The sequence below is a fragment of the Streptomyces genisteinicus genome (assembly GCF_014489615.1).
In the GTDB taxonomy this organism is placed as follows: Bacteria; Actinomycetota; Actinomycetes; order Streptomycetales; family Streptomycetaceae; genus Streptomyces; species Streptomyces genisteinicus.
This window is the reverse complement of sequence record NZ_CP060825.1, coordinates 5,946,030-5,967,767: the sequence shown is the minus strand read 5'-3', so window position 1 is coordinate 5,967,767 and position 21,738 is coordinate 5,946,030. Positions and strand designations below refer to the sequence as shown.

Annotated in this window: 18 protein-coding genes; 11 read left to right on the top strand and 7 right to left on the bottom strand. The window is 72.3% G+C overall.

All coding sequences use genetic code 11. The features are described from left to right. Positions 1-20: 20 nt before the first annotated feature. On the bottom strand, positions 21-5,759 hold the full coding sequence (locus IAG43_RS25685) for a type I polyketide synthase (RefSeq protein WP_187743039.1): 5,739 nt from the start codon (positions 5,757-5,759) through the stop codon (positions 21-23). A 32-nt stretch (positions 5,760-5,791) separates the two neighbouring features. Further along, on the bottom strand, positions 5,792-6,103 hold the full coding sequence (locus IAG43_RS25680; protein WP_187743038.1) for an acyl carrier protein: 312 nt from the start codon (positions 6,101-6,103) through the stop codon (positions 5,792-5,794). A 231-nt stretch (positions 6,104-6,334) separates the two neighbouring features. On the opposite strand from IAG43_RS25680, the gene IAG43_RS25675 reads away from it, so the two are divergent. From IAG43_RS25675 to serS, 11 genes are all read left to right on the top strand, one after another. After that, positions 6,335-7,966 (top strand): aldehyde dehydrogenase family protein, encoded by a 1,632-nt coding sequence (locus IAG43_RS25675; protein WP_187744640.1) that lies wholly within the window; start codon positions 6,335-6,337, stop codon positions 7,964-7,966. 33 nt (positions 7,967-7,999) lie between these two features. Further along, a complete protein-coding gene (locus IAG43_RS25670) occupies positions 8,000-9,136 on the top strand; it encodes an acyl-CoA dehydrogenase family protein (RefSeq protein WP_187743037.1) in 1,137 nt (378 codons plus the stop codon). 50 nt (positions 9,137-9,186) lie between these two features. Then, complete coding sequence (locus tag IAG43_RS25665; RefSeq protein WP_187743036.1) at positions 9,187-10,470, top strand: aspartate aminotransferase family protein; 1,284 nt, start codon at positions 9,187-9,189, stop codon at positions 10,468-10,470. A 2-nt stretch (positions 10,471-10,472) separates the two neighbouring features. Further along, positions 10,473-10,955, top strand: a complete 483-nt coding sequence (locus IAG43_RS25660) for a type II toxin-antitoxin system RatA family toxin (RefSeq protein ID WP_187743035.1) — start codon at positions 10,473-10,475, stop codon at positions 10,953-10,955. Between the two features lie 20 nt (positions 10,956-10,975). Next, positions 10,976-11,512, top strand: coding sequence for a hypothetical protein (locus IAG43_RS25655; RefSeq protein ID WP_187743034.1), 537 nt, complete (start codon positions 10,976-10,978; stop codon positions 11,510-11,512). Further along, positions 11,509-12,063: a flavin reductase family protein gene (locus tag IAG43_RS25650; RefSeq protein WP_187743033.1), complete on the top strand. Its 555-nt coding sequence runs from the start codon at positions 11,509-11,511 to the stop codon at positions 12,061-12,063. The genes IAG43_RS25655 and IAG43_RS25650 overlap by 4 nt, the downstream gene beginning before the upstream one ends. Further along, positions 12,060-13,043: a ferritin family protein gene (locus IAG43_RS25645; protein WP_187743032.1), complete on the top strand. Its 984-nt coding sequence runs from the start codon at positions 12,060-12,062 to the stop codon at positions 13,041-13,043. The genes IAG43_RS25650 and IAG43_RS25645 overlap by 4 nt, the downstream gene beginning before the upstream one ends. Continuing rightward, positions 13,040-14,047 carry a beta-ketoacyl-ACP synthase III gene (locus IAG43_RS25640; protein WP_187743031.1) on the top strand — a complete coding sequence of 336 codons (1,008 nt, stop codon included), beginning with the start codon at positions 13,040-13,042 and terminating at the stop codon, positions 14,045-14,047. Before IAG43_RS25645 ends, IAG43_RS25640 begins: the two co-directional genes overlap by 4 nt. Before the next feature lie 106 nt (positions 14,048-14,153). Further along, a complete protein-coding gene (locus IAG43_RS25635) occupies positions 14,154-14,384 on the top strand; it encodes an acyl carrier protein (RefSeq protein ID WP_187743030.1) in 231 nt (76 codons plus the stop codon). Further along, positions 14,384-15,604 carry a beta-ketoacyl-[acyl-carrier-protein] synthase family protein gene (locus IAG43_RS25630; protein WP_187743029.1) on the top strand — a complete coding sequence of 407 codons (1,221 nt, stop codon included), beginning with the start codon at positions 14,384-14,386 and terminating at the stop codon, positions 15,602-15,604. The genes IAG43_RS25635 and IAG43_RS25630 overlap by 1 nt, the downstream gene beginning before the upstream one ends. Positions 15,605-16,016: 412 nt before the next feature. Beyond that, on the top strand, positions 16,017-17,294 hold the full coding sequence (serS, locus tag IAG43_RS25625) for a serine--tRNA ligase (RefSeq protein ID WP_187743028.1): 1,278 nt from the start codon (positions 16,017-16,019) through the stop codon (positions 17,292-17,294). Positions 17,295-17,364: 70 nt separating this feature from the next. Here serS and fabI read toward each other — a convergent pair whose 3' ends face one another. From fabI to IAG43_RS25600, 5 genes are all read right to left on the bottom strand, one after another. Then, complete coding sequence (gene fabI / locus IAG43_RS25620) at positions 17,365-18,138, bottom strand: enoyl-ACP reductase FabI (RefSeq protein ID WP_187743027.1); 774 nt, start codon at positions 18,136-18,138, stop codon at positions 17,365-17,367. Further along, positions 18,135-18,461 (bottom strand): ferredoxin, encoded by a 327-nt coding sequence (fdxA, locus tag IAG43_RS25615; RefSeq protein ID WP_187743026.1) that lies wholly within the window; start codon positions 18,459-18,461, stop codon positions 18,135-18,137. The genes fabI and fdxA overlap by 4 nt, the downstream gene beginning before the upstream one ends. Before the next feature lie 2 nt (positions 18,462-18,463). Continuing rightward, entirely contained in the window at positions 18,464-19,873 is a 1,410-nt protein-coding gene (locus IAG43_RS25610; RefSeq protein WP_187743025.1) for an MFS transporter, read from the bottom strand. Positions 19,874-20,115: 242 nt separating this feature from the next. Further along, positions 20,116-21,213 (bottom strand): fatty acid desaturase family protein, encoded by a 1,098-nt coding sequence (locus IAG43_RS25605; RefSeq protein WP_187743024.1) that lies wholly within the window; start codon positions 21,211-21,213, stop codon positions 20,116-20,118. A gap of 315 nt (positions 21,214-21,528) precedes the next feature. Further along, positions 21,529-21,726 (bottom strand): hypothetical protein, encoded by a 198-nt coding sequence (locus IAG43_RS25600; protein ID WP_187744797.1) that lies wholly within the window; start codon positions 21,724-21,726, stop codon positions 21,529-21,531. Positions 21,727-21,738 lie beyond the last annotated feature (12 nt).

Genomic DNA, 21,738 nt, shown 5'->3' with positions numbered 1-21,738 from the left:
TCCGGGACTGGTCGTGCGGGTCATGCCGTGGGGACCGGGCACAGCTGCCCGTCGATGAACGCGGCGAGCTGTCGCACCGTCGGATGGTCGAAGGTGACCGAGGCGGCCAGCGGCAGCCGGAACAGCTTCTCGAGGCCGCCCTTGAGGTTCTGCGCCATCAGCGAGTCGAGGCCGAGCGACACGAACTCGGTCGACTCGTCCAGCTCGTCGTCGGCCGTCATCTCCAGGACCGCGACGACCCTGTCCCGGACCACCTGGGTGATCAGGGCCCTGCGCTCCTCCGCGGGGAGGGCGCCGAGCGAGGCGGCGTCGAAGCCGTCGTCGGCGGCGGTGTCCTGCCGCGCGAGGCGGTCGTAGAACTGGTCGCCGGTGGCGCTGCCGCCCACGTAGCGGTCCCAGTCGAACTCGCCGACCACCCGCTGGGTGCGCGGACGGCCTCCCCAGAGCCGGGCCAGGGTGTCCAGGGCCCGGGTCGGCGAGAAGAAGCGGACGCCGCTGCGCTCGATCTCGCGGCTGAGGTGCTCCTCAAGGCGGGCGGACATGCCGACCCTCGCCCAGGCGCCCCAGTTGACGGAGAGGCCGGGCAGGCCCTGGCGGGTGCGCCACTCGGCGAGGCTGTCGAGTCCGGCGCTGGCCGCCGCGTAGTGGCCCTGGGTGGCGCCGCCGAGGACGGAGGCGATGGACGAGTACGTGACGAAGAACTCCAGCTCCGGGAAGGAGTCCCGGGCGGCCTCGTGCAGCAGCCAGCCGCCGTACGCCTTCGCGGCGAGCTGGGCGTCGATGGACTCCCAGGTCAGTTCGGCGATCAGCTTCTTGTCGTAGGACCCCGCCGCGTGGACCAGGCCGCCGACCGGGTAGGGGCCGGCCGCCACCTCGTCCACCAGCGTGCGCACACCCTCGGGGAGGCTCACATCGGCCCGGACGAGGACGAGTTCGGCGCTCTCGCCGAGCTCCTGGAGTACCGGCGCCGCCTCCTCGGTGGGCCGTCCGCCGCGGCTGACCAGGGTCAGGTGGCGTGCCCCCAGGGCCACCAGCTTGCGGGCCGTGACGAGGCCCAGCCCGCCGAGTCCGCCGGTGACGACGTAGGTGCGGTCGGGGCGGACCGCGGTGCCGGTGGCCGCCTCGCCGTCGGCCGGGGCCGCGGCCTCCTCGGCCTGCGTGCCCGGCAGGTCGAGCCACACCTCGGCGGCCGGGTCGGTGAGGGCGGTGCGCAGGGCCTCGCCCGTCTCGTCCAGGCGGAAGCGCCGGCTCATGTCGTGCGGGCCGGAGTCCGGCGCGAGTACGACCGACGCAGACGGGACGGTGAGCGTGGAGCGCAGGGTCCCCTGGTGGCGGACGAGGACCTCGTCGCCCTCGGCGAACCCGGCGCCCTCGCCCACGGCGCGCACGACGCCGGTGGCGCCGGTGCCGAGCACGGGCGGCGCCTCCTCCTCCTCGCGTTCTGCGCGGCCGGTGTCCAGCGCGGTCCGGGCGTCCTGGTCGGTGAGGGCGACGGCACGGACGTCGATCTGCACCTCGTCGGCGTCCGGCGCACGGTCCGCGGCGGGCGCCAGGGCCAGGTCGGAGAGGTCGCCGGAGTCGGGGGCGCGCAGCTCGTAGCCGCCGCTCCAGGTGAGCGTCGCGTCCCCGGCGAGCAGGCGCCGGACGTAGCGCCGGCCGGGCCGGTGGGCGACCTGGTACTCGCCGGGGACCCCGGCCGTCCACTCCGTGAGCAGCGGTTCGAGGTCGCTGCCCGGGGCGAGGTCGACGAGGGTGGCGCGGTACTGCGGGTACTCGGTGAGCAGCACACGTCCGAATCCCCACAGGGTCGCCGCGGCGAGGTGCCCGCCGTCGCCGGCCGGGTCGCCGGGGAGCGCCTGGGCGGCCTCGGTCACCAGCCAGAGCCGGGGCGGCCGTTGCTGCCCGGCGGCGTCCATGGCGGTGATCAGGGCGAGCAGTTCGCGGTAGTTGTCCTCGCACTCGGCGCGCAGCCGCGCGGCGGACATGGCTTCCGGCCGCTGCCGCCAGACCCAGCAGACGTCGGTGACGCTCGCGTCGGCGAGGGCCGCCTTGAGGTCGGTGGTGTCGGACGGCGTCGTCACCCGCAGGCCGGACCGCCCGGCCGCCGCATCGGCGCGGCCGGAGGCCCGGTCGAGCAGCAGCAGGTGGCGGTCGCCGTCGGGGGCGGCCGGTGCCGTCAGGGCCCTGCGCACCCACTCGGGCCGGTGCAGGAACTGGCGGCGGCCCACGCGGCCCTCGGGCCGGGCCAGGCGGACTCCGAGGAGTTCGGTGACCGGCTCGCCGTTCTCCAGGAGGAGGATGTCGGCGACACGGCGGTCCTGGTCGCCGTGGACGCGGGCGAGGACGCGGAGCCGCTCCCCGCGGGGCTTGCGGAAGTGCCGTACGGAGGCGATCTCGCGCGCCTCGAACACCGGGCCCTCGGGGTCCAGGACGACGGCGGCCTGCACCGCCGCCTCCAGGAGCTCGGCCGGCACGTGCTCGACGGCGGTGGCGTCGCGGCCGGTGAGCTCGCCGGTGACGAGGCCGTCGCGGTGCCGGGCGGCGCTGAGCAGCAGGCGCATGCGCGGTCCGTGCGGGCGGCCGACGGAGGCGAGGTCGGTGTAGATGTCCTCGTCGTCGATGCGCGCGCCGGCGGGCGTCAGCCCGGCGTCCAGCTCGGCCAGTTCGGAGACCGGCACGACCGGTTCGCGTCCGGGAGCGATCACGGCGCTGGCGTGGAGGTGCTGCTCGCCCCCGACGAGGGTGAAGACCTCCACGTCGGCGCCGCCGCCGGCCCGCGGGCTCCACCGGGACGTCAGGACCGTGGCGGTCTCCGCGTCCGTGTGCAGGGGCGCGAGGAACCGCAGGTCGCGGACGGCGGCCCTGGTGTGTCCCGCGACCGCGTCCTGGAGCGCCAGGAAGAGGTCGACGTACGCGCCGGTGGGCAGGGTCGTGCGCTCGCCGTCGCCGAGGTCGCTCAGCGCGCCGAGGTCCTCGGAGGTGAACTCGGCGGTGAACTCCCGCACTCCGCTGGCGAACCGTTCCTCCGTGCCCAGCAGCAGATGACGGGCGCTCGCGCCGGACGCGCCGGTGCGCCGGGGTCCGGTGGAGGGGAGCCAGTACCGCTTGCGCTGGAAGGGGTAGGTCGGCAGGGACGTCTTCACGGCGGCGGGGCGGTCCGCGTGGTAGTCGGCCCAGGAGACCGTCAGGCCCGCGGCGTAGTACCCGGCGAGGGCGTCCAGGGTGGTGCCGGCGGAGGTGTCGCGGCGGCGCAGGCTGGCGAGCCACACGTGGTCGTCGGCGTTGAGGCAGCGCCGGGCGAGGGCGGTCAGGGCGGCCTGCGGTCCGATCTCGATCAGGGCGTGCCGGCCGCGCTGGGCGACCGCCCGGATGCCGTCCAGGAAGCGCACGGGCTCGCCGATGTGCCGCACCCAGTAGTCGACGGTGCCGATCTCGCGGAGACGGGCCGGGCGGCCGGTGACGTTGGAGATCAGGGTGATGGACGGCTCGTGGAAGGTGATGCCGTCGAGCGCGGCCCGGAAGTCGTCGTAGACCTCGGCCATCAGGGGCGAGTGGAAGGCGTGCGAGACGGCCAGCCGGTCGACGCGGGTGCCCTGTGCCCGGAGCAGGGAGGTGATCTCGTCGAGGGCGGCGGTGCCGCCGGAGACCACGCACTGGTCCGGGGCGTTCACCGCGGCGAGGGCCAGGTCCGGGTGGCCGGCGAGGAGGGGCTCGACGTCCTCCGCGGGCGCGGCGACGGCGGCCATGCCGCCCGGGGTGCTCACCGCCTGCATCAGCCGCGCGCGGGAGGCGACCAGGGCCACGGCGTCCGGCAGGTCGAACAGGCCGGCCACGGCCGCGGCCACGACCTCCCCGATGCTGTGGCCGATGACCGCGTTGGGCCGCACGCCCCACGACATCCACAGCTTGGCGAGCGCGTACTCCAGGGTGAACAGGGCCGGCTGGGTGTACTCGGTGCGGTCGATCGCCGCCGGGTCGTCCGCGGTGCCGAGCACCAGTTCGGCCACGGAGCGGCCCAGGTGGGGGGCGAACAGGCCGTCGCACAGGTCGACGTGCTCGCGGAAGACCGGGAAGCGTGCGTAGAGCGCGGCTCCCATGCCCGCGTACTGCGAGCCCTGGCCGCTGAACATGAACGCCGTTCTGCGGATGCCGGTGGGCCCCTCGTGCTTCTCCTCGGCGGCCTTGTCCAGCAGGGCCACCAGGGCCTCGCGGTCGGCGACCTGGCCCGCGACGCGGTGGGGGTGGTGGGTGCGGGAGACGTTGGCGGTGTAGCAGAGCGCGTCCAGGTCCGCGTCGGGCCGCTCGTCCAGCAGCTGCCGGTAGCCGGCGATCTGGGCGCTCAGGGCCGCGGCGCTCTTGGCGGACAGGGTGAAGAGGGGGACCGTCGGCGCGGGCTGCTCCGCGGGCGCCCGGCCGGCGGGGGCCGGCGCCTCTTCCAGGACCGCCGCCCCGATGGCGCCGGCGAAGCCGAAGCTGTTGACGACCGCGCGCCGGACCCCGGCCTTCCAGGGCTCGCACGCGGTGGGCACGCGCACCGGGTAGAGGTCCCAGGGGATGCGTCCGGACGGGGTGTCGAAGTTGAGGTGGGGGTAGACGGTCCCGGCCCGCATCTGGAGCACCGTCTTGATGACGCCGACGATGCCGGCCGCCGGCTCCATGTGGCCCAGGTTGGTCTTCACCGAGCCGACGAGCACGGGCTCGTCCTTGGTGTGCGAGTCGATGAAGACGTCGCCGATGGCGCCGAACTCGATGGGGTCGCCGAGCGGGGTGCCGGTGCCGTGCGCCTCGACGTACTGGATGTCCGCGGGAGTCAGGTGTCCGGCGGCGAGGGCGGTGCGGATGACCTTCTCCTGCGCCGGGCCGTTGGGCACGGTCAGGCCCGCGCTGTCGCCGTCCTGGCCGACGGCGGTGCCCCGCACCAGCGCGAGGACGGTGTCGCCGTCCCGGGTCGCGTCGCTGAGGCGCTTGAGCACGACCACACCGCAGCCCTCGGCGCGGGCGTAGCCGTCGGCGGCCTCGTCGAAGGTCTTGCACTGACCGTCGGGGGCCAGCATCTGCGCGTGGGAGAACATCACCGAGGTGCGCGGGTGGTGCAGGGCGTTGACACCGCCGCACAGCGCGATGTCGGTCTCGCCGGCGCGCAGGCCCTGCACGGCGAGGTGGAGGGCGACCAGCGAGGAGGAGCACGCCGTGTCGATGCTCATGCTCGGGCCGCGCCAGCCCAGGAAGTACGACAGCCGGCCCGACAGCGGGAACATCGTGATGCCGGAGGCGAGGTTGCCCTCCAGCTCCTCGAACGGCACGGAGTCCAGCTCCATCGAGTAGTCGATGGAGCTGGCGCCTATGTAGACGCCGCCGTTGCCGCGGCGCAGCGGCGTCGGGTCGATGTTGGCGTGCTCGAGGGCCTGCCAGGCCGTCTCCAGCAGCATGCGCTGCTGGGGGTCCATGTACTGGGCTTCCTTGGGCGAGATGTTGAAGAAGGAGGCGTCGAACAGGTCGACCCGGTCGAGGAAGCCGCCCGCCGTGGTGTGGATCTTCCCCTTGTCCTCCGGCGACTCGGGGGTGAACGCGGACACGTCCCACCGGTCGCCCGGTATGGGACCTATCCCGCTGCGCCCCTCCCGCAGGAAGGCGTCGAACTCGTCGGGTGAGCCGCTGCCGCCGGGGAATCGCAACCCGATTCCGACGATCGCGATCGGCTCGGGCGCCTGCGCCGGCGCCCGGTTCGTCTCTTCCGTGTCGGCTTCCGTACGCGGCATGGAACGACTCCTTGGGTCCTGGTCCTGGTCGGTCAGCGGGTGGGCGGGGCGGACAGGGCGTCGACCAGGTGGTCGACGAGGTGGCTGACCGTCGGCTCGTTGAACAGCACGTTCACGTTGATGGAGAGGTCGAGCAGCTGCTCGAGGCTCTGCCGGATCTCGGTCAGTCGCAGCGAGGTGAGACCGAGATCGAAATAGCTGATGTCGACCGGCAATTCCTCGGAGTCGTCCATCAGGAGGACGTCCTTCAGCTTTCCGACGACAAGTGTCTCTATCTCGTCGGCGAGTTCGGTCCGCGGCAGATCGCGCAGCCGCTGGGGGAGGGTGATCTCGGCAGGTGGCATGGCCGTCATGCAAGCAGCGGCGGCTGACACCGCACTGACGGCCCCGCGGGCCCGTGGCTGGATCAGTCGGGTGTCAGCGACGAGTCAGAAACGGCTGCCACGATCGATCTGCTTCGAACATCAATTCCCGAATCCCCCACACGTACAGGCAATCCCCCACACGTACACAGGCAATGCCCCGCACCGGCAGACCGACGACAGGACACATTCCGTTTTCCGGAAAGGCTGATGATGCTTCGCGAAGCTGCGCAGGAGGAGAGTGCTCCGGCACCTTCCGGATTGAAGAGTTACGACCTCTACATCGCCGGCAAGGACGTCGCCGGGGACGGCTGGGTCTACACCGTCAGCGGGCGGTCACTGCTGGAGGACGTCTTCACCAGTGTGAGCCTCAAGCGCTCCCTTGAGCAGGACCCGGAGTCCGAGGCGGCCCAGCACCCCTACGTCGTGGGCCGCTGCGCCATCGCCGACGACGACTCCATCGACCTCGCCACGCAGGCCGCCGCGGCCGCGGCCGCCGACTGGGCGGCCGTCCCGCTGGAGCGGCGGATGCAGCTCGGCACCCGCTTCCGCGAGGAACTGATCAAGCACGAGGACGAGTTCCTGGAGATGCTCGTCGCCGAGTCGCACCCGGTGAAGCTGGCCCGGTGGGAGCTGAGCTGCCTCCTGCAGATCTACTCCCCCGGCAGCCTGCGCTGGTACCACAAGCAGATGCGGGTCGAGAAGGAGTACGCGGGCCGCAAGCTGATCCTGCAGCGCCAGCCGGACGGCGTGGTCGCCTTCAACCCGCCGCAGAACGCCCCGCTCCCGAGCGCCGCCCTGTGCGTCCTGGCCCTGATGGCCGGCAACAGCGTGGTGGTCAGGGCGCCGCGCAGCATCGCGCTGAGCACCATGTGGCTGCTGCGCGACATCGTGGCCCCGCTGCTGGAGGAGCTCGACGCGCCCCCCGGCGTGCTCAACGCGGTCTGCAGCAACCCCAAGCAGACGATGGACCGCTGGATCGCCGATCCCCTGATCAACGACATCTTCTACATCGGCGGCAGCCAGGAGGGCCTGCGCTTCGAGCAGCAGTGCGTGGCCCACGGGAAGAAGCCGATCCTCGAACTGGCCGGCAACGACGGCATCGTGGTGTGGAAGGACGCCGACATCAAGTGGGCCGCCGAGGCCATCACCGAGTCGTTCTTCGGCTCCGGACAGATCTGCATGGTGCCCAACTACGTGCTGGCGCACCCCGACATCGCCGAGGCGCTGATCGCCGAGGTGCGCGAGCAGGTCAAGGGCATCCGGCCGGGCCTGCCGGAGGAGGAGGACGTCCTCCTGTCGCCGGTCCGCCGCAGCGAGCGGTTCTTCCGGCTGCTGCGGCAGGCGCTGGACAACGGCGCGTCCCTGGTCACCGGCGGGCACCGCACCGAGGTGGACGGCACGCCGTCGGAGACCGGCGTCTTCCTGCAGCCCACGGTGCTCCGGGTCGACGGCCTGGACCGGGCCCGCACCTTCGACGTGGTGCGCGAGGAGACGTTCTTCCCGCTCATCCCGATCGTGGTGGCGGAACGCGACAACGACGACGCGCTGCTGGAGTCCTTCCTCCGCTTCGTCAACGCCAACTCCTACGGGCTGCGGAACTCCCTGTGGTCGCGCTCCGACCACGTCATCGAGACCTTCGTCCGCCGTGTCGTCAACGGCGGCCTGCTGAAGGTCAACGACTCCCACATCGGCTTCCTGCCCTACCTGCCCAGCCACGGCGGCACCGGCCGCACCGGCGGAGCCTTCGGCGAGGCCAACTACCCGATGCTCAAGACCTCGCACGTCCAGGGCGTCAGCATCGCCCACGACGTCAGCCCCTACGACGCGGTCTTCGGCGCCTGAACGCCCCACCATTCGCCATCCGGAGGTTTCCCCGTGCGTTCCCTCGACACTGCTCGGGCCGTCTGCGAGCGCTTCCACCCCGGTCTGCTCAAGGAGATCGAGCAGATCCCCCACGCCGACCGGGAGAGGCCCGGCAGCCCCGTCATCGACCTGTTCCGCATCCACGGCGGGGTCGGGCTGCTGATACCCGAGGAGTACAGCGGTCACGGGGCCGCGCCGCTGGACGCGCTGCGCGTCCAGCTGGCGCTCGGCGCCGTGTCCCCCTCGCTCGTCGCGGCCGTCTCCATGCACCACTTCACCGCGGCGATGCTCTTCTCCCTCGCCGGCAAGGAGGGACGGCTCACCGCCGCCCAGACCGAACTGCTGCGGCGGATCGTGCCCGACCAGCAGGTGATGGCCTCCGGCTGGGCCGAGGGCCGCACCGAGCAGAACATCCTCACCCCCGCCGTCACGGCCCGGCCCGTCGAAGGCGGATACCTGCTCTCGGGCGCCAAGAAGCCGTGCAGCCTCTCCCGTTCGATGCGCCTGCTCACCGCGAGCATCGCCATCCACCACGACGACGGCAGCGCCGAGCTCGCCCTCGCCCTGGTGCCCGCCGACGCCCCGGGTCTGTCCGTGCACCCCTTCTGGGGCAACGAGCTGCTCGCCGGCGCGGAGAGCGACGAGGTGCGGCTGGTGGACGTGTTCGTGCCGGCGGACATGGTCGTGCGTGCCGGGGAGGACGACCCGCACCGGCTCGACGACCTCCAGACGGCCGGCTTCGTCTGGTTCGAGATGCTGATCTCCGCCGGGTACGCGGGCGGCACCGCCGCCCTCGTCGAGCAGGTGCTGGAGCGCGAGCGCGGCACCACGCAGGAGCGGGCCGCCCTCGCCGTCGAGATGGACTCCGTCCTGCAGCTCCTCGAGGGCGTCGCGCGGACGATCGGCCCCGAGACCGACGAGGAGTCGGTCGCCCGGGTCCTCGTCACCCGCTACACCGTCCAGAAGGCGCTGCCCAGGATCGCCGGGCAGGCGCTGGAGCTGCTGGGCGGGCTGGACTTCATCCGCGACTCCGTCCACGGCCGGACCGCCGCCGCCGTGCACGCCCTCGCCTTCCACCCGCCGGGCCGCGGCGCCGCCGCCGAACCGCTGCTGCGCTACTTCGACGGCGGTCCGCTGGTCCTGAGCTGAGCCACCGCACCGCCGACAGCGCCCCCACCGACTTGGAGTGTGAGAGTTCCGTGACCGTCATCCAGGAGACATCCGCCGAGACCGAGGCGGAGATCCTCGGCCTCTACCGGGCCCACCTCAGCAAGGGCAGGGCCACACTCGCCGAGCTGTTCGGCAGCCACATGGAAACGGCGTCCGAGGGCGCCTGGCTCACCACCAGCGACGGTGAGCGCTTCCTCAACGCGGGCGGGTACGGCGTCTTCATCATGGGCGCGCGCCACCCGATCGTGATGGAGGAGGTGGAGCGCCAGCTCCGGACCCACCCCACCGCGACGCGCATCCTGCTGGAGCCGACCGTGGCCCGCGCCGCCGAGGCGCTCGTGTCCGTCATGCCCGAGGGCCTGGACCGCGTGCACTTCGCCCTGTCGGGGGCGGAGGCGGTGGAGACGGGCCTGAAGCTCGCACGGGCCGGCGGCCGCAAGCGGACCGTCTCGATGCGCGGCGGCTACCACGGCAAGACGCTGGGCGCGCTGTCCGCGACCGCGAAGGACGTCTACCAGGCGCCCTTCCGTCCGCTGGTCCCCGACTTCCTGCACATCCCCTTCGGTGACACCGACGCGCTCGAGGCGGAACTGAAGGCCCATCCGGGCGAGGTCTGCGTCATCCTCGAACCCGTCCAGGGCGAGGGCGGTGTGATCATTCCGCCGGCGGGCTACCTCAAGCGGGTGGAGGAACTGGTCCGCGAGTACGACGGGTTCCTGATCCTCGACGAGGTGCAGTCCGGCTTCGGGCGGCTCGGCGAGTGGTGGGGCGCGGACATCGAGGGCGTCATTCCCGACGTGCTCCTCACCGGCAAGGCGCTCGGCGGCGGCGTGCTGCCGGTCTCGGCGGCCGTGGCGACCCGCAAGGCGTTCCGCCCCTTCGACAAGGACCCCTACGTCCACACCGCGACCTTCTCCGGCCAGCCGGTCCTGATGGCCGCGGTCCAGGGCGCGATCCGGGCCATCAAGGAGGAGCGCCTGGTCACCCGGGCCATGGACCTGGGTGCGCGGCTGCTGCCGAGGATCTCGGAGATCGCCTACCGCAACATCCCCGAACTCGTCGTCGACGTGCGCGGCCGCGGACTGCTCATCGGTGTCGAGCTCGTCGAGGCCGGACTCGCCGGCGAGCTGCTGATCGAGCTGTTCAACCACGGCGTCGTCGCCAACCACTCCATGAACGGCAGCTCGGTGGTGCGCTTCACCCCGCCCGCCGTGATGAGCGACGTGGACGTGGAGTTCCTCCTGAACTCCTTCGACCTGGCCACCCGCGACCTCGTACGGGGCGCGGCCACGATGCCGGAAGGCGGCAACTGATCATGCGTCACGTAGAGCTGGAAGCGCTGGTCCCCTCGGAGCAGGCCCGGACGGTCTTCGACTCCGTCCTGCGCTGGGAGAAGTACCCCGACCTGGCGCCCCATGTGAAGGCGACCACCGTGCACGCCACCTACCCGGACGAGAACTCCAGTTCCAGCTGGGAGCTGCACTTCCGCAGCGGCCTGCTGCGCTGGACCGAGGCCGACACGTTCCTGCCGGAGCTGGGCGAGATCCGCTTCGAGCAGTCCGACGGCGACTTCGACTCCTTCACGGGCACCTGGTCCGTGACGCAGGCCGGCGACGACGTGGCGGTCCGCTTCGACGCCGACTTCGACTTCGGCATCCCCAGCCTGGAGGGCATCCTCGACCCGATCGCCGAGCGGGTCATCAAGGAGACCGTGGCCTGGGCCCTGACCGGCCTGTTCCCCGCCGTCCGCATCTCCGGCGCGGTCGACCTCACCGAGCCCGCCGCCCTCGGCGCCTAGCACGCCCAACGGAGCTGACCATGGACCAGGCAAATCCCTTCGAGACACCGAGAACGTACTCGCTGCACCGGGCCGAGTACCTGGTGGGGCTCGCCGTCACGACCGGCCTCATCATCGCCCACTTCGGCGAGATCCGCTGGTGGGTCGCGATCGCCCTGTTCCTCTACATCGACCTCATCGGCTACATCCCGGGCGCCATCGCGTTCAAACGGAGCGGCGGACGGCCGATCCACAAGGGCTACTACGTCGCCTACAACGTCATGCACAGCCTGATCACCCAGGCCGCGGTCGCGGCGCTGTGGTGCTGGCTGGTGGAGCCCGAGTGGGCGCTGCTGGTGCTGCCGTTCCACCTCTTCGGCGACCGCGGCCTGTTCGGCAACTTCATGAAGTCGTTCGCGCTGCCCTTCGAGCCGGTGCGCCAGCCCGGCTACCTGCGGCTCCTGGACGACCTCGGACTGGCCCACCCCAAGCCGGTCGGCCACGCCATGGACCCCGTCCCGGTCGGCCACGTCCCGGCGCAGCCGGTCCTCCGGGAACCGCAGGAGGCCGTGCGATGACCGCCACCACCGACCTGCGGACCGTGCGGCGCCCCGTGCGCCAGGACCCGGCGGAGCGGCGGCGGGCGCTGTACCACCTCGCCTCCCCCGTGTCGGTGCTGACCGTCGGCTCCGGGGAACGGCTGCACGGCACCACGGCGAGCACCGTCACGCTGGTGTCGCGGGAGCCCCTGCTGGTGGGGGTCGTGCTGCGGGCGGGTTCGTCCTTCGCACGGCTCGCGGCCGCCGAGGGCCGGTTCGCGATCAACGTGCTCAGCGGCGGGCAGGCCGGCGTGGCCGGCCACTTCGCGAACAGCGAGCGACCCGACGGCAGCGCGCAGTTCGCCGGGCTCGCCTGGACGGCGGACTCGTACGCGAAGGCGCCGCTGCTGGCGGGTGCGCTGGCCCACTACACCTGCCGCTTCCACTCCGCCCACACGGCCGGCGACAGCGAGTTGCTGCTCGGCCATGTCGTCCGGGCCAACGCCGCTGACGACCAACCCCTGTTCAGCTACGCCGGAGAGCTGTTCGCCGGCTCCCTGCACCCCGCGAAGGAGGCGTCCGCGTCATGACCGGTTCTGTGGCACCCGAGGCGGACTGGGACAAGGCTCCCGGTCTGCTCGACGGAGCGAAGGAGCTGACTCTCGGGCCCGAGGAGTGCGACCTCGCGTACTGGTTCACCTCGGTGGCGCAGGGCACCCTGCGCGACCGGGGCGAGACCGGGCACCACGTGGACGCCGTCGTGCCCGACTTCCTGAAGGAGCCGGGGCCCCTGCGGGACGCCCTGGTGCTGGAGTTCGGGTTCCGCGGCCTGTCGGAGGAGATCGCGACCCGGCTGCTCGGCCACTACGTCGCCATCGCCCCCGGCGTCCCCGAACTGGAGTTCTACACCACGCAGTTGGTGGACGAGGCGCGGCACGCCCGGGTGTTCCGCAACCACCTGGTGGAGCTGGGCGTCCCGCAGAAGACGCTCCTGAAGGACATCGACGAGATGGCCGCGGACTACCGCAAGCGGGTGCTCGACCCGGTCGTGGACTTCACCCTCGACATCGTCCGCGACCAGGCGGACTTCGCCGGCGGCGTCGCCGTGTTCGCCATCGTCATCGAGGGCGTGCTGGCCCCCGCTGCGGAGCTGAGCGAGCGCAAGTGGACCCCGCTGTCCCCCGCCACGGGCGAGATCTCGCGCGGCACGGCCATCGACGAGATCAGGCACCTGACGGTGGCCAGCACCATCCTGCGCGACCACGTGGCCGCCCATCCCGAGTACCGCCCGCGCCTGCTGGAGATCCTGCGGGACGGGGTGCGGCTCTGGGACGAGATCCCCGACCGCGAGTTCGTCATCCACCGCGAGGAGCTCTTCCAGAAGGGCATGGCCCAGCACGCGGACAAGATCGGCGACTACGAGATCTGGCCGGGCGTCCGGATGCTCGACACCACGCCGGAGCAGCGCTACGACATGGCCGAGCGCTGGACCGACGAGATGGCGGAGTCGCGGATGGCCTACATGGGGCTGCCCCTGGAGGCCCTCTCCAGCCAGCAGGCCGGCGCATGAGCGGGGGGCGCGCTGCGGTGGTGTCGGGGATCGGGGCGTACACGCCCCCCGACCTGGTCACCAACGACGACCTGGCACAGCGGCTCGACACCTCCGACGCGTGGATCCGCTCACGCACGGGGATCGCCGAGCGGTACGTGGTCGCGCCGGGCACCGCCACCTCCGACCTGGCCGTCGAGGCGGGGCTGCGGGCCCTCAAGTCCGCAGGGGACGAGCAGGTGGGGGCGGTCGTCCTGGCCACCACCACACCCGACCAGCCGTGTCCGGCGACCGCCCCGCAGGTGGCCGCCCGGCTCGGACTCGGGCAGGTCCCGGCCTTCGACGTGGCGGCCGTCTGCTCGGGCTTCCTGTACGGCCTCGCCACCGCCTCCGGGCTGCTGGCGGCGGGCGTCGCGGACAGCGTGCTGCTCATCGCCGCCGACGCGTTCACCACGATCGTCAACCCCGAGGACCGCACCACGGCCGTCATCTTCGCGGACGGCGCCGGCGCGGTGGTGCTGCGCGCCGGCGCCGCCGGTGAGCCGGGCGCCGTCGGACCGATGGTCCTCGGCAGCGACGGCGAGCTCAGCCACCTCATCGAAGTGCCGGCGGGCGGCTCGCGCCAGCGCTCGTCCGGTCCCGTGACCGACCCGGACGACCAGTACTTCCGGATGCTCGGCCGGGACACCTACCGGCACGCGGTGGAGAAGATGACCGGAGCGTCCCAGGAGGCGGCCCGGCTGGCCGGCTGGGACATCGAGGACGTCGACCGGTTCGCGGCCCACCAGGCCAACGCCCGGATCCTCGGCGCGGTCTCGGAACGCCTCGGCGTGCCGGCCGAACGGCAGTTGACCAACATCGCCCAGGTCGGCAACACGGGTGCCGCCTCCATCCCGCTGCTGCTCTCGCACGCCGCCGCGGACGGCCGGCTCTCCCCCGGGAACCGGGTGCTGCTGACCGCGTTCGGCGGCGGCCTCTCCTGGGGTGCGACGACTCTGGTGTGGCCCGAGGTCCAACCGGTCTGACGGTCACCCCGGCCGACCGGACTTCCGTGAGTTACGTCCTTCCGTACGCGTCCGCGTACACCTCTCCCGTACGCCGCTGGCGCGTACGCCTCCGAAAGGATCCGACATGCTGGAGCAGCTCCAGGAAATCCTGTCCAACAAGCTGAAGGTGTCGCCCGAGGCGATCACCCCGGAGGCCACCCGGGAGGACATCGAGCTGGACTCGCTGGCCGTGGTGGAGCTGTCGCTGCTGCTCAAGTCCGAACTGGGCCTGGACATCAGCGACGACGACCTGCTCGAAACCGAGACCGTGGCCGACATGGTCCGGCTCATGGAGGAGCGGAGCGCGAAGGTCTGATGGCCGGCATGGACATCGCCGTCACCGGACTCGGCCTGGTCACCCCGGGTGGTATCGGGGTCGGGCCCAGCTGGGCGGCGGTCTGCGACGGCAGGCCGACCGCCGCCCTCGATCCGGTACTGGCGAACAACCCCGTACGCATCTCCTCCCGGGTTCCCGGCTTCGATCCGGACACGCTGCTCAGTGCGCGGCGGGCACACCGTCTGGACCGGTTCGTGCAGTTCGCCCTCGTCGCCGCCCACGAGGCCGTCGCCGACGCCCGTCTCGACCCGACCACCTGGGACGGGGCGCGGGTCGGTGTGGTGCTCGGCTGCGCGGACGGCGGCCCCGGCACCGTCGAGGACCAGCACGACGTCCTGCGGGAGCGCGGCGCCGACCAGGTGTCCCCGCTGCTGCTGCCCATGCAGCTGCCGAACATGCTGGCCGGTCAGACGGCCATCGAGTTCGGCGCCACCGGGCCCAATCTGGTGGTGGCCACGGCCTGTGCCTCGGGCGCGACCGCCATCGGCATGGCCCGGGACCTGCTCGCCCTCGGCCGCTGCGACGTGGTGCTGGCGGGCGGCAGCGAGGCGATGATCACTCCGCTGGTCATGGCCGGGTTCGCGCAGATGGGCGCGCTGTCGCGGCGCGAGGACGACCCCTCCTCGGCCTCGCGTCCCTTCGACGCCGACCGGGACGGCTTCGTCGCCGGGGAAGGGGCCGGAATCCTCGTCATGGAACGGGTCGTGGACGCACGGGCCCGCGGTGCGCACATCCACGGCCGGATCATCGGCTTCGGAGCCACCGCGGACGCCCACCACATGACGTCCCCGCACCCGGACGGCGCCGGCATCGAGGCCGCGGTCCGCGCGGCTCTCGCCGACGCCGGCGCGGATCCGGACGACGTGCAGCACGTCAACGCCCACGGCACGTCGACCCCGCTCAACGACCTGGCCGAGGCACGCATGATCAAGCGGACGCTGCAGGGCGACCCGCTGGTCACCTCCACGAAGGGAGTCACCGGACACCTGCTCGGCGCGGCGGGCGCGGTCGAGGCCGCCTTCGCCCTGCTGAGCGTCGAACACGAGATCGTTCCGCCCACCGCGGGTCTGCGCATCCCCGACGGACGGATCGACATCAAGCTCGCGCAGTCGGCCACGTGCATGCCCATCGACCTCGCACTCAGCAACTCGTGCGGGTTCGGCGGCCAGAACACGGCGCTGGCGATCGCGCCGGCGTGAAAGCCCCGGCACCGGGGCGCGGGAGGGGCGGACGGCTCGGAGCCGTCCGCCCCGACCCGTTTCCGGCGCCGCCGGTATCCGTCACGAACCGCTTCCCGCGCCGCCTGTTTCCGGCACGACCCGTGTCCGGCGCCACGCGCTTCCGGCGCCACCCGCTTCGGGCACGACCCGTCGCCACTCCGGACCCGTTGCCGGAACCTCCGGACCCGCTTCCGGCGCAGGTCGGACCCGGCACCCTCCGCACCGCACCCGCTTCCGGCACGTCCGCACCCGGCTCCGGCAGGGCCGGACCCGGCACCCGCACCGCTCCGCGCAACCGGGCGCGGGCCGGGCTCCGCCCGGCCGGCGCCGACTGGTCCCGCCGCGGCCGGCACGCACCCGGCCGCGACCCCTCCCACCCTAGGAGTCCGTCATGCACGACCCCGGTGAACTGCTCGACGAGGGGCCGGTCGCCGTGCGGCGGCTGGCCCGCCGCCGCTACGACCTCGACCTGGCCGCTCTGGAGAAGGCGATGCGCCGGCGGGCGGAGGCCCAGGCCGGTGTGACCCGTTCGCGTACGGAGGCGAACCGCGTCTCGCGCTCGCGCGGGCGCTCGGGACCGCCGTCCGAGGAGGAGAAGGAGGCCGCCCGCGCCCTGCGCGCGGACGTGCAGCAGGCGGAGGCGGAGGCCCGGGCCGCGGAAGCCGACCTGGCCGAGCTGCTGCTGGGCATCCCCAACGTCCCCCTCGACCGGGTGCCGGACGGCGACACCGACAAGGAGGCGGTGGAGGTCCGGCGCTGGGGCCCGGTGCGGGAGCGGAACGACGCCCCGCACCACGCCGACATCGGCGAGTCCCTCGGCATCCTGGACAACCCGGCGGCGGCCAGGCTCTCCGGCTCCCGCTTCAGCGTCGGCCGCGGTGCCGGGGCCCGTCTGGAGCGGGCGCTGACCGACTTCTTCCTCGACCTCCACACGCGCGAGCACGGCTACACCGAGTACTCCGTCCCGTTCCTGGTGAACCGCGAGACCATGACCGGCACCGGCCAGCTCCCCAAGTTCGAGGACGATCTCTTCCGCACCCAGGTGGGCGACCGCGAGCTGTTCCTGATCCCCACCGCCGAGGTGCCGCTCACCAACCTGGTGGCCCAGCAGCTCCTGGACGCGCGCGAGCTGCCGTACGCCTTCACCGCGCGCACCCCCTGCTTCCGCGCCGAGGCCGGGGCGTACGGGCGGGACACCCGGGGGATCCTGCGCCTGCACCAGTTCGAGAAGGTGGAGCTGGTCCGCGTCTGCGCCCCCGAGGACGCCCCGGCACAGCTGGAGCTGATGGTGGGACACGCCGAGGAGTGCCTGCGCCGCCTCGGACTCTCCCACCGCGTGGTCATGCTGCCCGCCGGCGACCTCGGCTTCTCCGCCCGGATGACGTACGACATCGAGGTGTGGCTGCCGGGCAGCGGCGCCTACCGCGAGATCTCCTCAGTCTCCGACTGCGGCACCTTCCAGGCCCGCCGCGCGAGCATCCGCCACCGGCGGTCCGACGGCCGCAAGGGGCCCGCCGCCACGCTCAACGGCTCGGCCCTGCCCGTCGGGCGGACGGTCGCCGCGCTGCTGGAGCAGGGCGTGCAGGAGGACGGTTCGGTCCTGCTGCCCGAGGCGCTCGCCGCGTACACCGGATTCCGCCGGATCCTGCCGGGCGGGGCGACCGCGTAGCACCCGGCACGCCGAGAGGGCGGGCCGTCCGGATCACTCCGGACGGCCCGCCCTCTCTGTTCCGTGCGTGTCACGCGCCCATCATGTGCACCCCGCCGTCGACGTGGACGATCTCACCGGTGGTGCGCGGGAAGAAGTCCGACAGCAGGGCGACCACACCGCGCGCCGCGGGGTCCGGGTCGACGAGGTCCCAGCCGATGGGGGCCCGCTGCTGCCACACCTCGGCGAGTTCGCCGAAGCCGGGGATCGACTTGGCGGCCATGGAGCGCAGCGGGCCGGCCGCGACCAGGTTGCAGCGGATGCCCCGGCCGCCGAGGTCGCGGGCGAGGTAGCGGCTGGTCGACTCGAGGGCGGCCTTGGCCACACCCATCCAGTCGTACCGCGGCCAGGCGACCGTCGCGTCGAAGGTGAGGCCGACCACCGAGCCGCCCCGGTCCTCCATCAGCGGCAGGCACGCGGTGGTCAGGGACTTCAGCGAGTAGGCGGACACCTGCACGGCCGTGGAGACGTCCGCCCAGTCGCCGTCGAGGAAGGAGAAGGCGCCCCGCGGCCCGTACGCGATCGAGTGCACGACGCCGTCGATGCGGTCCCACCCGTCGGCGGACGCGCCGATCCGCTCCGCGAGCGTGTCCAGATGGGTCTGGTCGGTCACGTCCAGCTCGACCACCGGAACCGGCTTGGGCAGCCCGGCCGCGATGCGCTCGATGAGGGAGAGCCGGCCGAAGCCGGTCAGCACCACGTCGGCGCCCTCCTGCTGGGCGAGCCGGGCGACGTGGAAGGCGATGGACGCGTCCGTGACGACGCCCGTCACCAGGATGCGCTTGCCCGCGAGGAGTCCGCTCATGACCGCACCGCCTTCGCGGCCAGGGCCTCGACCAGGGGGGAGTCGTGGTCGAGCGCTCCGACACCGCCCGCGCCGCCGGGCGTCCCGAGGGCGGAGAAGAACTCGGCGTTGGAACCCCGGTGGTCTCCCCACTCCGCGGGGACGTCGTCCTCGAAGTAGATGGCCTCCACGGGGCACACCGGTTCGCAGGCACCGCAGTCGACGCATTCGTCGGGCTGGATGTAGAGCGCGCGCCGGCCCTCGTAGATGCAGTCCACGGGGCATTCGTCGATGCAGGAACGGTCCTTCACATCGACACAGGGCAGGGCGATGACGTACGACATCATCAACTCCACTTCGTGTTGGGGGCGTCGGGCGAGACGCTGACCTGGTCCACGGGGACTCCCGTGGTGCGCTCGCCCAGCGTGAGGACGGTGACGGCCAGCGCGACCATCGAGGCGGCGATGACCCCGAACAGCGCGCCCGGTCCGTACGAGTCGAGCACGGGCAGCAGGACGAACGGCAGGGCGGCGGCGCTGAGTTTGGACAGCGAGTACGCCATGCCGGACGCGGTCGCCCGGATCGCCGTCGGATACTGCTCGGAGAGGTACACGTGCGACACGCTGGAGAAGACGTTGCTGCACAGCGTGTAGACGAAGCCGAACGTGACGATCAGGACGGCCGAGTCGGTGAAGGCGAAGCCCATTCCGGCCACCACCATCGCCCCGGCGGACAGCGCGACGAGTGTCTTGCGTTCGATGCGGTCGATGATCGGCAGCGACAGCGCCGATCCGACGGGGTAGCCCAGGAAGGACAGGGCGGTGAAGCCGAGACCCGCCACGATGTCGTAGCCCTTCGCCGCGAGGATCTGCGGGGCCAGGGTGCCGAAGCCGTAGTAGCCGACCACGGAGAGCGAGCAGAAGATCCACAGCATCACCGTGCGGCGCCTCAGCCCTCGGGCGAAGATGTCCCGGAGCCTGGTCCGCCCGGCGACGGCCGTCTCGTGCCCGGCCGGGAGCTCCTCGACGGCCTGGCCGGCCGGGATCTGGGCCTCCATCCGGGAGACCAGCACATCGGCCTCCTCGGTGCGGCCGTTCGCCGCCAGCCAGCGCGGCGACTCGATCAGACGCCGGCGCAGCACCCAGACCACGGCCGAGCCGAGCGCCCCGATCACGAACAGCCAGCGCCAGCCGTCCACACCCAACGGGGTCAGCGGCACCAGCCACAGGGCCGCGAAGCCGACCGCGGGCACTCCGCAGAAGGCGATGGTGTACGCCCAGGCGATGAACCGGCCGCGCTTGGCCGCGGGCAGGACGTCCGCCAGGTAGCAGTCGGACAGCGACTGCTCGGCACCGATGCCGATGCCGGCCAGGAAGCGGGTCACGATCAGCCACTCCGCGTTCGGCGAGAACGCGCCGAGGAGGGAGAAGCCCGAGTAGATCGCGAGGTTGATCAGGAAGGCCCGGCGCCGCCCGAGCCGGTCGGCGACCCTGCCGAGCACCAGCGCGCCGATGAACTGGCCGATGAAGACGGAGGCGAGGACCAGCTTGAGCGACGTCGCCCCGAAGGCGAAGTCGTCCTGGAGCACCTTGGCGATGGTGCCCGAGAGGCTGTTCTCGAACGTGTCGAAGAGCAGGCCGATCCCGATGACCGCGGTCAGGCTGCGGTGCATGGGGGTGATCGGCATCCGGTCCAGCCGGGCTCCGATCGAGGCGGGGGTGACCGGCTGCTTCACCGCCGTGGTGGTCTGGGTCATGCGCGTGGCTCCTAGGGTGCGTTCGGGCCGGGGGCGGACAGCGCGGCCCGGTGCCCGCGGAACGCGGGGCGGAGGTGGCCGGGCACGGCGGTGACGGTGCACCGGCGAGGTCGGGCCCCGCCCCGCACGGGCCCGTCTCGATCGACCGGGAGACCCTGGGAGCGGGGCCTTCCGGCCCCAGGGGATGTGGACAGGAGGGGGAACGGGGCGGCGTCAGCGGCGGCGGTGACGCCCGGGGACCGTCAGGCGGCCCGGTCCGCGTTCAGCCGGATCTGCTCCTCGACGTCACCGCGCCGCACCGGTGCGCTGACCTCGTGCAGGAACGACGCGACCTCGCGGTACGAGGCCCAGAAGCCCACCTCGTGGTACGGCACGCCGCGCTCGGCGCAGTACTCCCGGGTCAGCTCGCGTGCGCGGGCCAGGTTCTTCTGCGGCATCGCCGGGAACAGGTGGTGCTCGACCTGGTAGTTGAGCCCGCCGTAGAGGAAGTCGATCAGCAGGGACGGGCGGATGTTGCGGGAGGTGAGGACCTGGCGCTCCAGCCAGTCCAGGGTCTCCTCCTCACCGTCACGGATCGCCATGCCCTTGTGGTTGGGGGCGAAGATCATGCCGAAGTACACGCCCAGGACCGCCTGCTGGACCAGGATGAAGGCGACCGCGAGCACGGGCGAGAGGACGGTGAACACCAGGGCCAGGTAGATCGCCGCCCGGGCGACGAGCAGGAACGTCTCCAGCACGGGGCGCTTGGTCTTGCCCTGGGCGATGGACAGCACGGCCGTCTTCAGCATCTTGAAGGACTCCAGGACCAGCAGCACGAAGAACAGCACGCTCTGGTAGCGCACCACGAACTTCTGCGTGCCGTGCCGGGTGGGGTACTGCTTGATGTCGAAGATGGCGGTGCGCCGGCCGATGTCCGGGTCCATGTCCAGGTGGTTGGGGTTGCTGTGGTGGCGGTTGTGGTGGTTGACCCACCAGCCGAAGCTGACCCCGTTGACCAGGTTGGCGTGGATGTAGCCGACGGCGGAGGCGGCCTTCTTGCTGCGGAACATGGCCTTGTGGCCGGCGTCGTGCCACATGAAGGCGGACTGGCCGCCGCAGAGCCCCATCCACATCGCCACCGCCAGCTGCCACCACGAGTCGCCGAGCGCGAAGAACGCGGCGAACCCGAGGACGATGAGCGAGGTGTTCAGCGCCAGGCGGAATATGTAGTACCGCGGATCGAGGTCGAGGAGACCTTCCGCCTTCACGCGCTTGAGGAGTTCGGAGAACGTGGCCGAAGCACCGCCGCGCTGCTGGGGAGCGGTGGCGGCCTGGGCTTCTTGGACGTGCGGACGCTGCATGCGTTGCGCTCCTTGGGAGATGTGCCCGAAGCGGGCGGCGGCGCCGCTGCCCTGGGGGACATGGCTGCGCCGGGGGTTCGACGGTGCTTCCGTGGACGGTGACGGAAGGTGGGCGCCGCCCACCCGCCGGCCGGGGACGCCGGAGCGGTGGGGGCACTCCGGACCCGGGCCGCCGGGCGAACGCGTGTCCAGCGTTCCGTGCCCCGCTGATGTGACACTGATACCGGGCTGATCGGCCCGGCCGCGGGAGGGCTCATCCCTCCGGGCGCCGCGTGCCTTGCTTCCTCCGGGCGCCGCGGGCCTCGTCGCCTCCGCTCAGGCCGCGGCGGACCCCGCCTCGCGGAGCCGGGCGTCGAGCTGCTGGACGATGTCGTCCCCGGCACGGGCGACGTCCTTGTCGTCGGGGGCTCCGATGACGGCCATGAGCTGACCGACCATGGCCTGCTGGAGGGCTTCGACGGCGGTGGTCTCTGTGGTGGTGCCGGTGGCCGTGGCCCCGTTGGTGTCGCTCACTGCTTCTCTCCT

Bases quoted from the DNA above. Each gene is read 5' to 3' on its own strand.
- IAG43_RS25685 (WP_187743039.1), bottom strand. From the start codon at position 5,759: ATGCCGCGTACGGAAGCCGACACGGAAGAGACGAACCGGGCGCCGGCG.
- IAG43_RS25680 (WP_187743038.1), bottom strand. From the start codon at position 6,103: ATGCCACCTGCCGAGATCACCCTCCCCCAGCGGCTGCGCGATCTGCCG.
- IAG43_RS25675 (WP_187744640.1), top strand. From the start codon at position 6,335: ATGCTTCGCGAAGCTGCGCAGGAGGAGAGTGCTCCGGCACCTTCCGGA.
- IAG43_RS25660 (WP_187743035.1), top strand. From the start codon at position 10,473: ATGCGTCACGTAGAGCTGGAAGCGCTGGTCCCCTCGGAGCAGGCCCGG.
- IAG43_RS25655 (WP_187743034.1), top strand. From the start codon at position 10,976: ATGGACCAGGCAAATCCCTTCGAGACACCGAGAACGTACTCGCTGCAC.
- IAG43_RS25650 (WP_187743033.1), top strand. From the start codon at position 11,509: ATGACCGCCACCACCGACCTGCGGACCGTGCGGCGCCCCGTGCGCCAG.
- IAG43_RS25645 (WP_187743032.1), top strand. From the start codon at position 12,060: ATGACCGGTTCTGTGGCACCCGAGGCGGACTGGGACAAGGCTCCCGGT.
- IAG43_RS25640 (WP_187743031.1), top strand. From the start codon at position 13,040: ATGAGCGGGGGGCGCGCTGCGGTGGTGTCGGGGATCGGGGCGTACACG.
- IAG43_RS25635 (WP_187743030.1), top strand. From the start codon at position 14,154: ATGCTGGAGCAGCTCCAGGAAATCCTGTCCAACAAGCTGAAGGTGTCG.
- IAG43_RS25630 (WP_187743029.1), top strand. From the start codon at position 14,384: ATGGCCGGCATGGACATCGCCGTCACCGGACTCGGCCTGGTCACCCCG.
- serS (WP_187743028.1), top strand. From the start codon at position 16,017: ATGCACGACCCCGGTGAACTGCTCGACGAGGGGCCGGTCGCCGTGCGG.
- fabI (WP_187743027.1), bottom strand. From the start codon at position 18,138: ATGAGCGGACTCCTCGCGGGCAAGCGCATCCTGGTGACGGGCGTCGTC.
- fdxA (WP_187743026.1), bottom strand. From the start codon at position 18,461: ATGTCGTACGTCATCGCCCTGCCCTGTGTCGATGTGAAGGACCGTTCC.
- IAG43_RS25610 (WP_187743025.1), bottom strand. From the start codon at position 19,873: ATGACCCAGACCACCACGGCGGTGAAGCAGCCGGTCACCCCCGCCTCG.
- IAG43_RS25605 (WP_187743024.1), bottom strand. From the start codon at position 21,213: ATGCAGCGTCCGCACGTCCAAGAAGCCCAGGCCGCCACCGCTCCCCAG.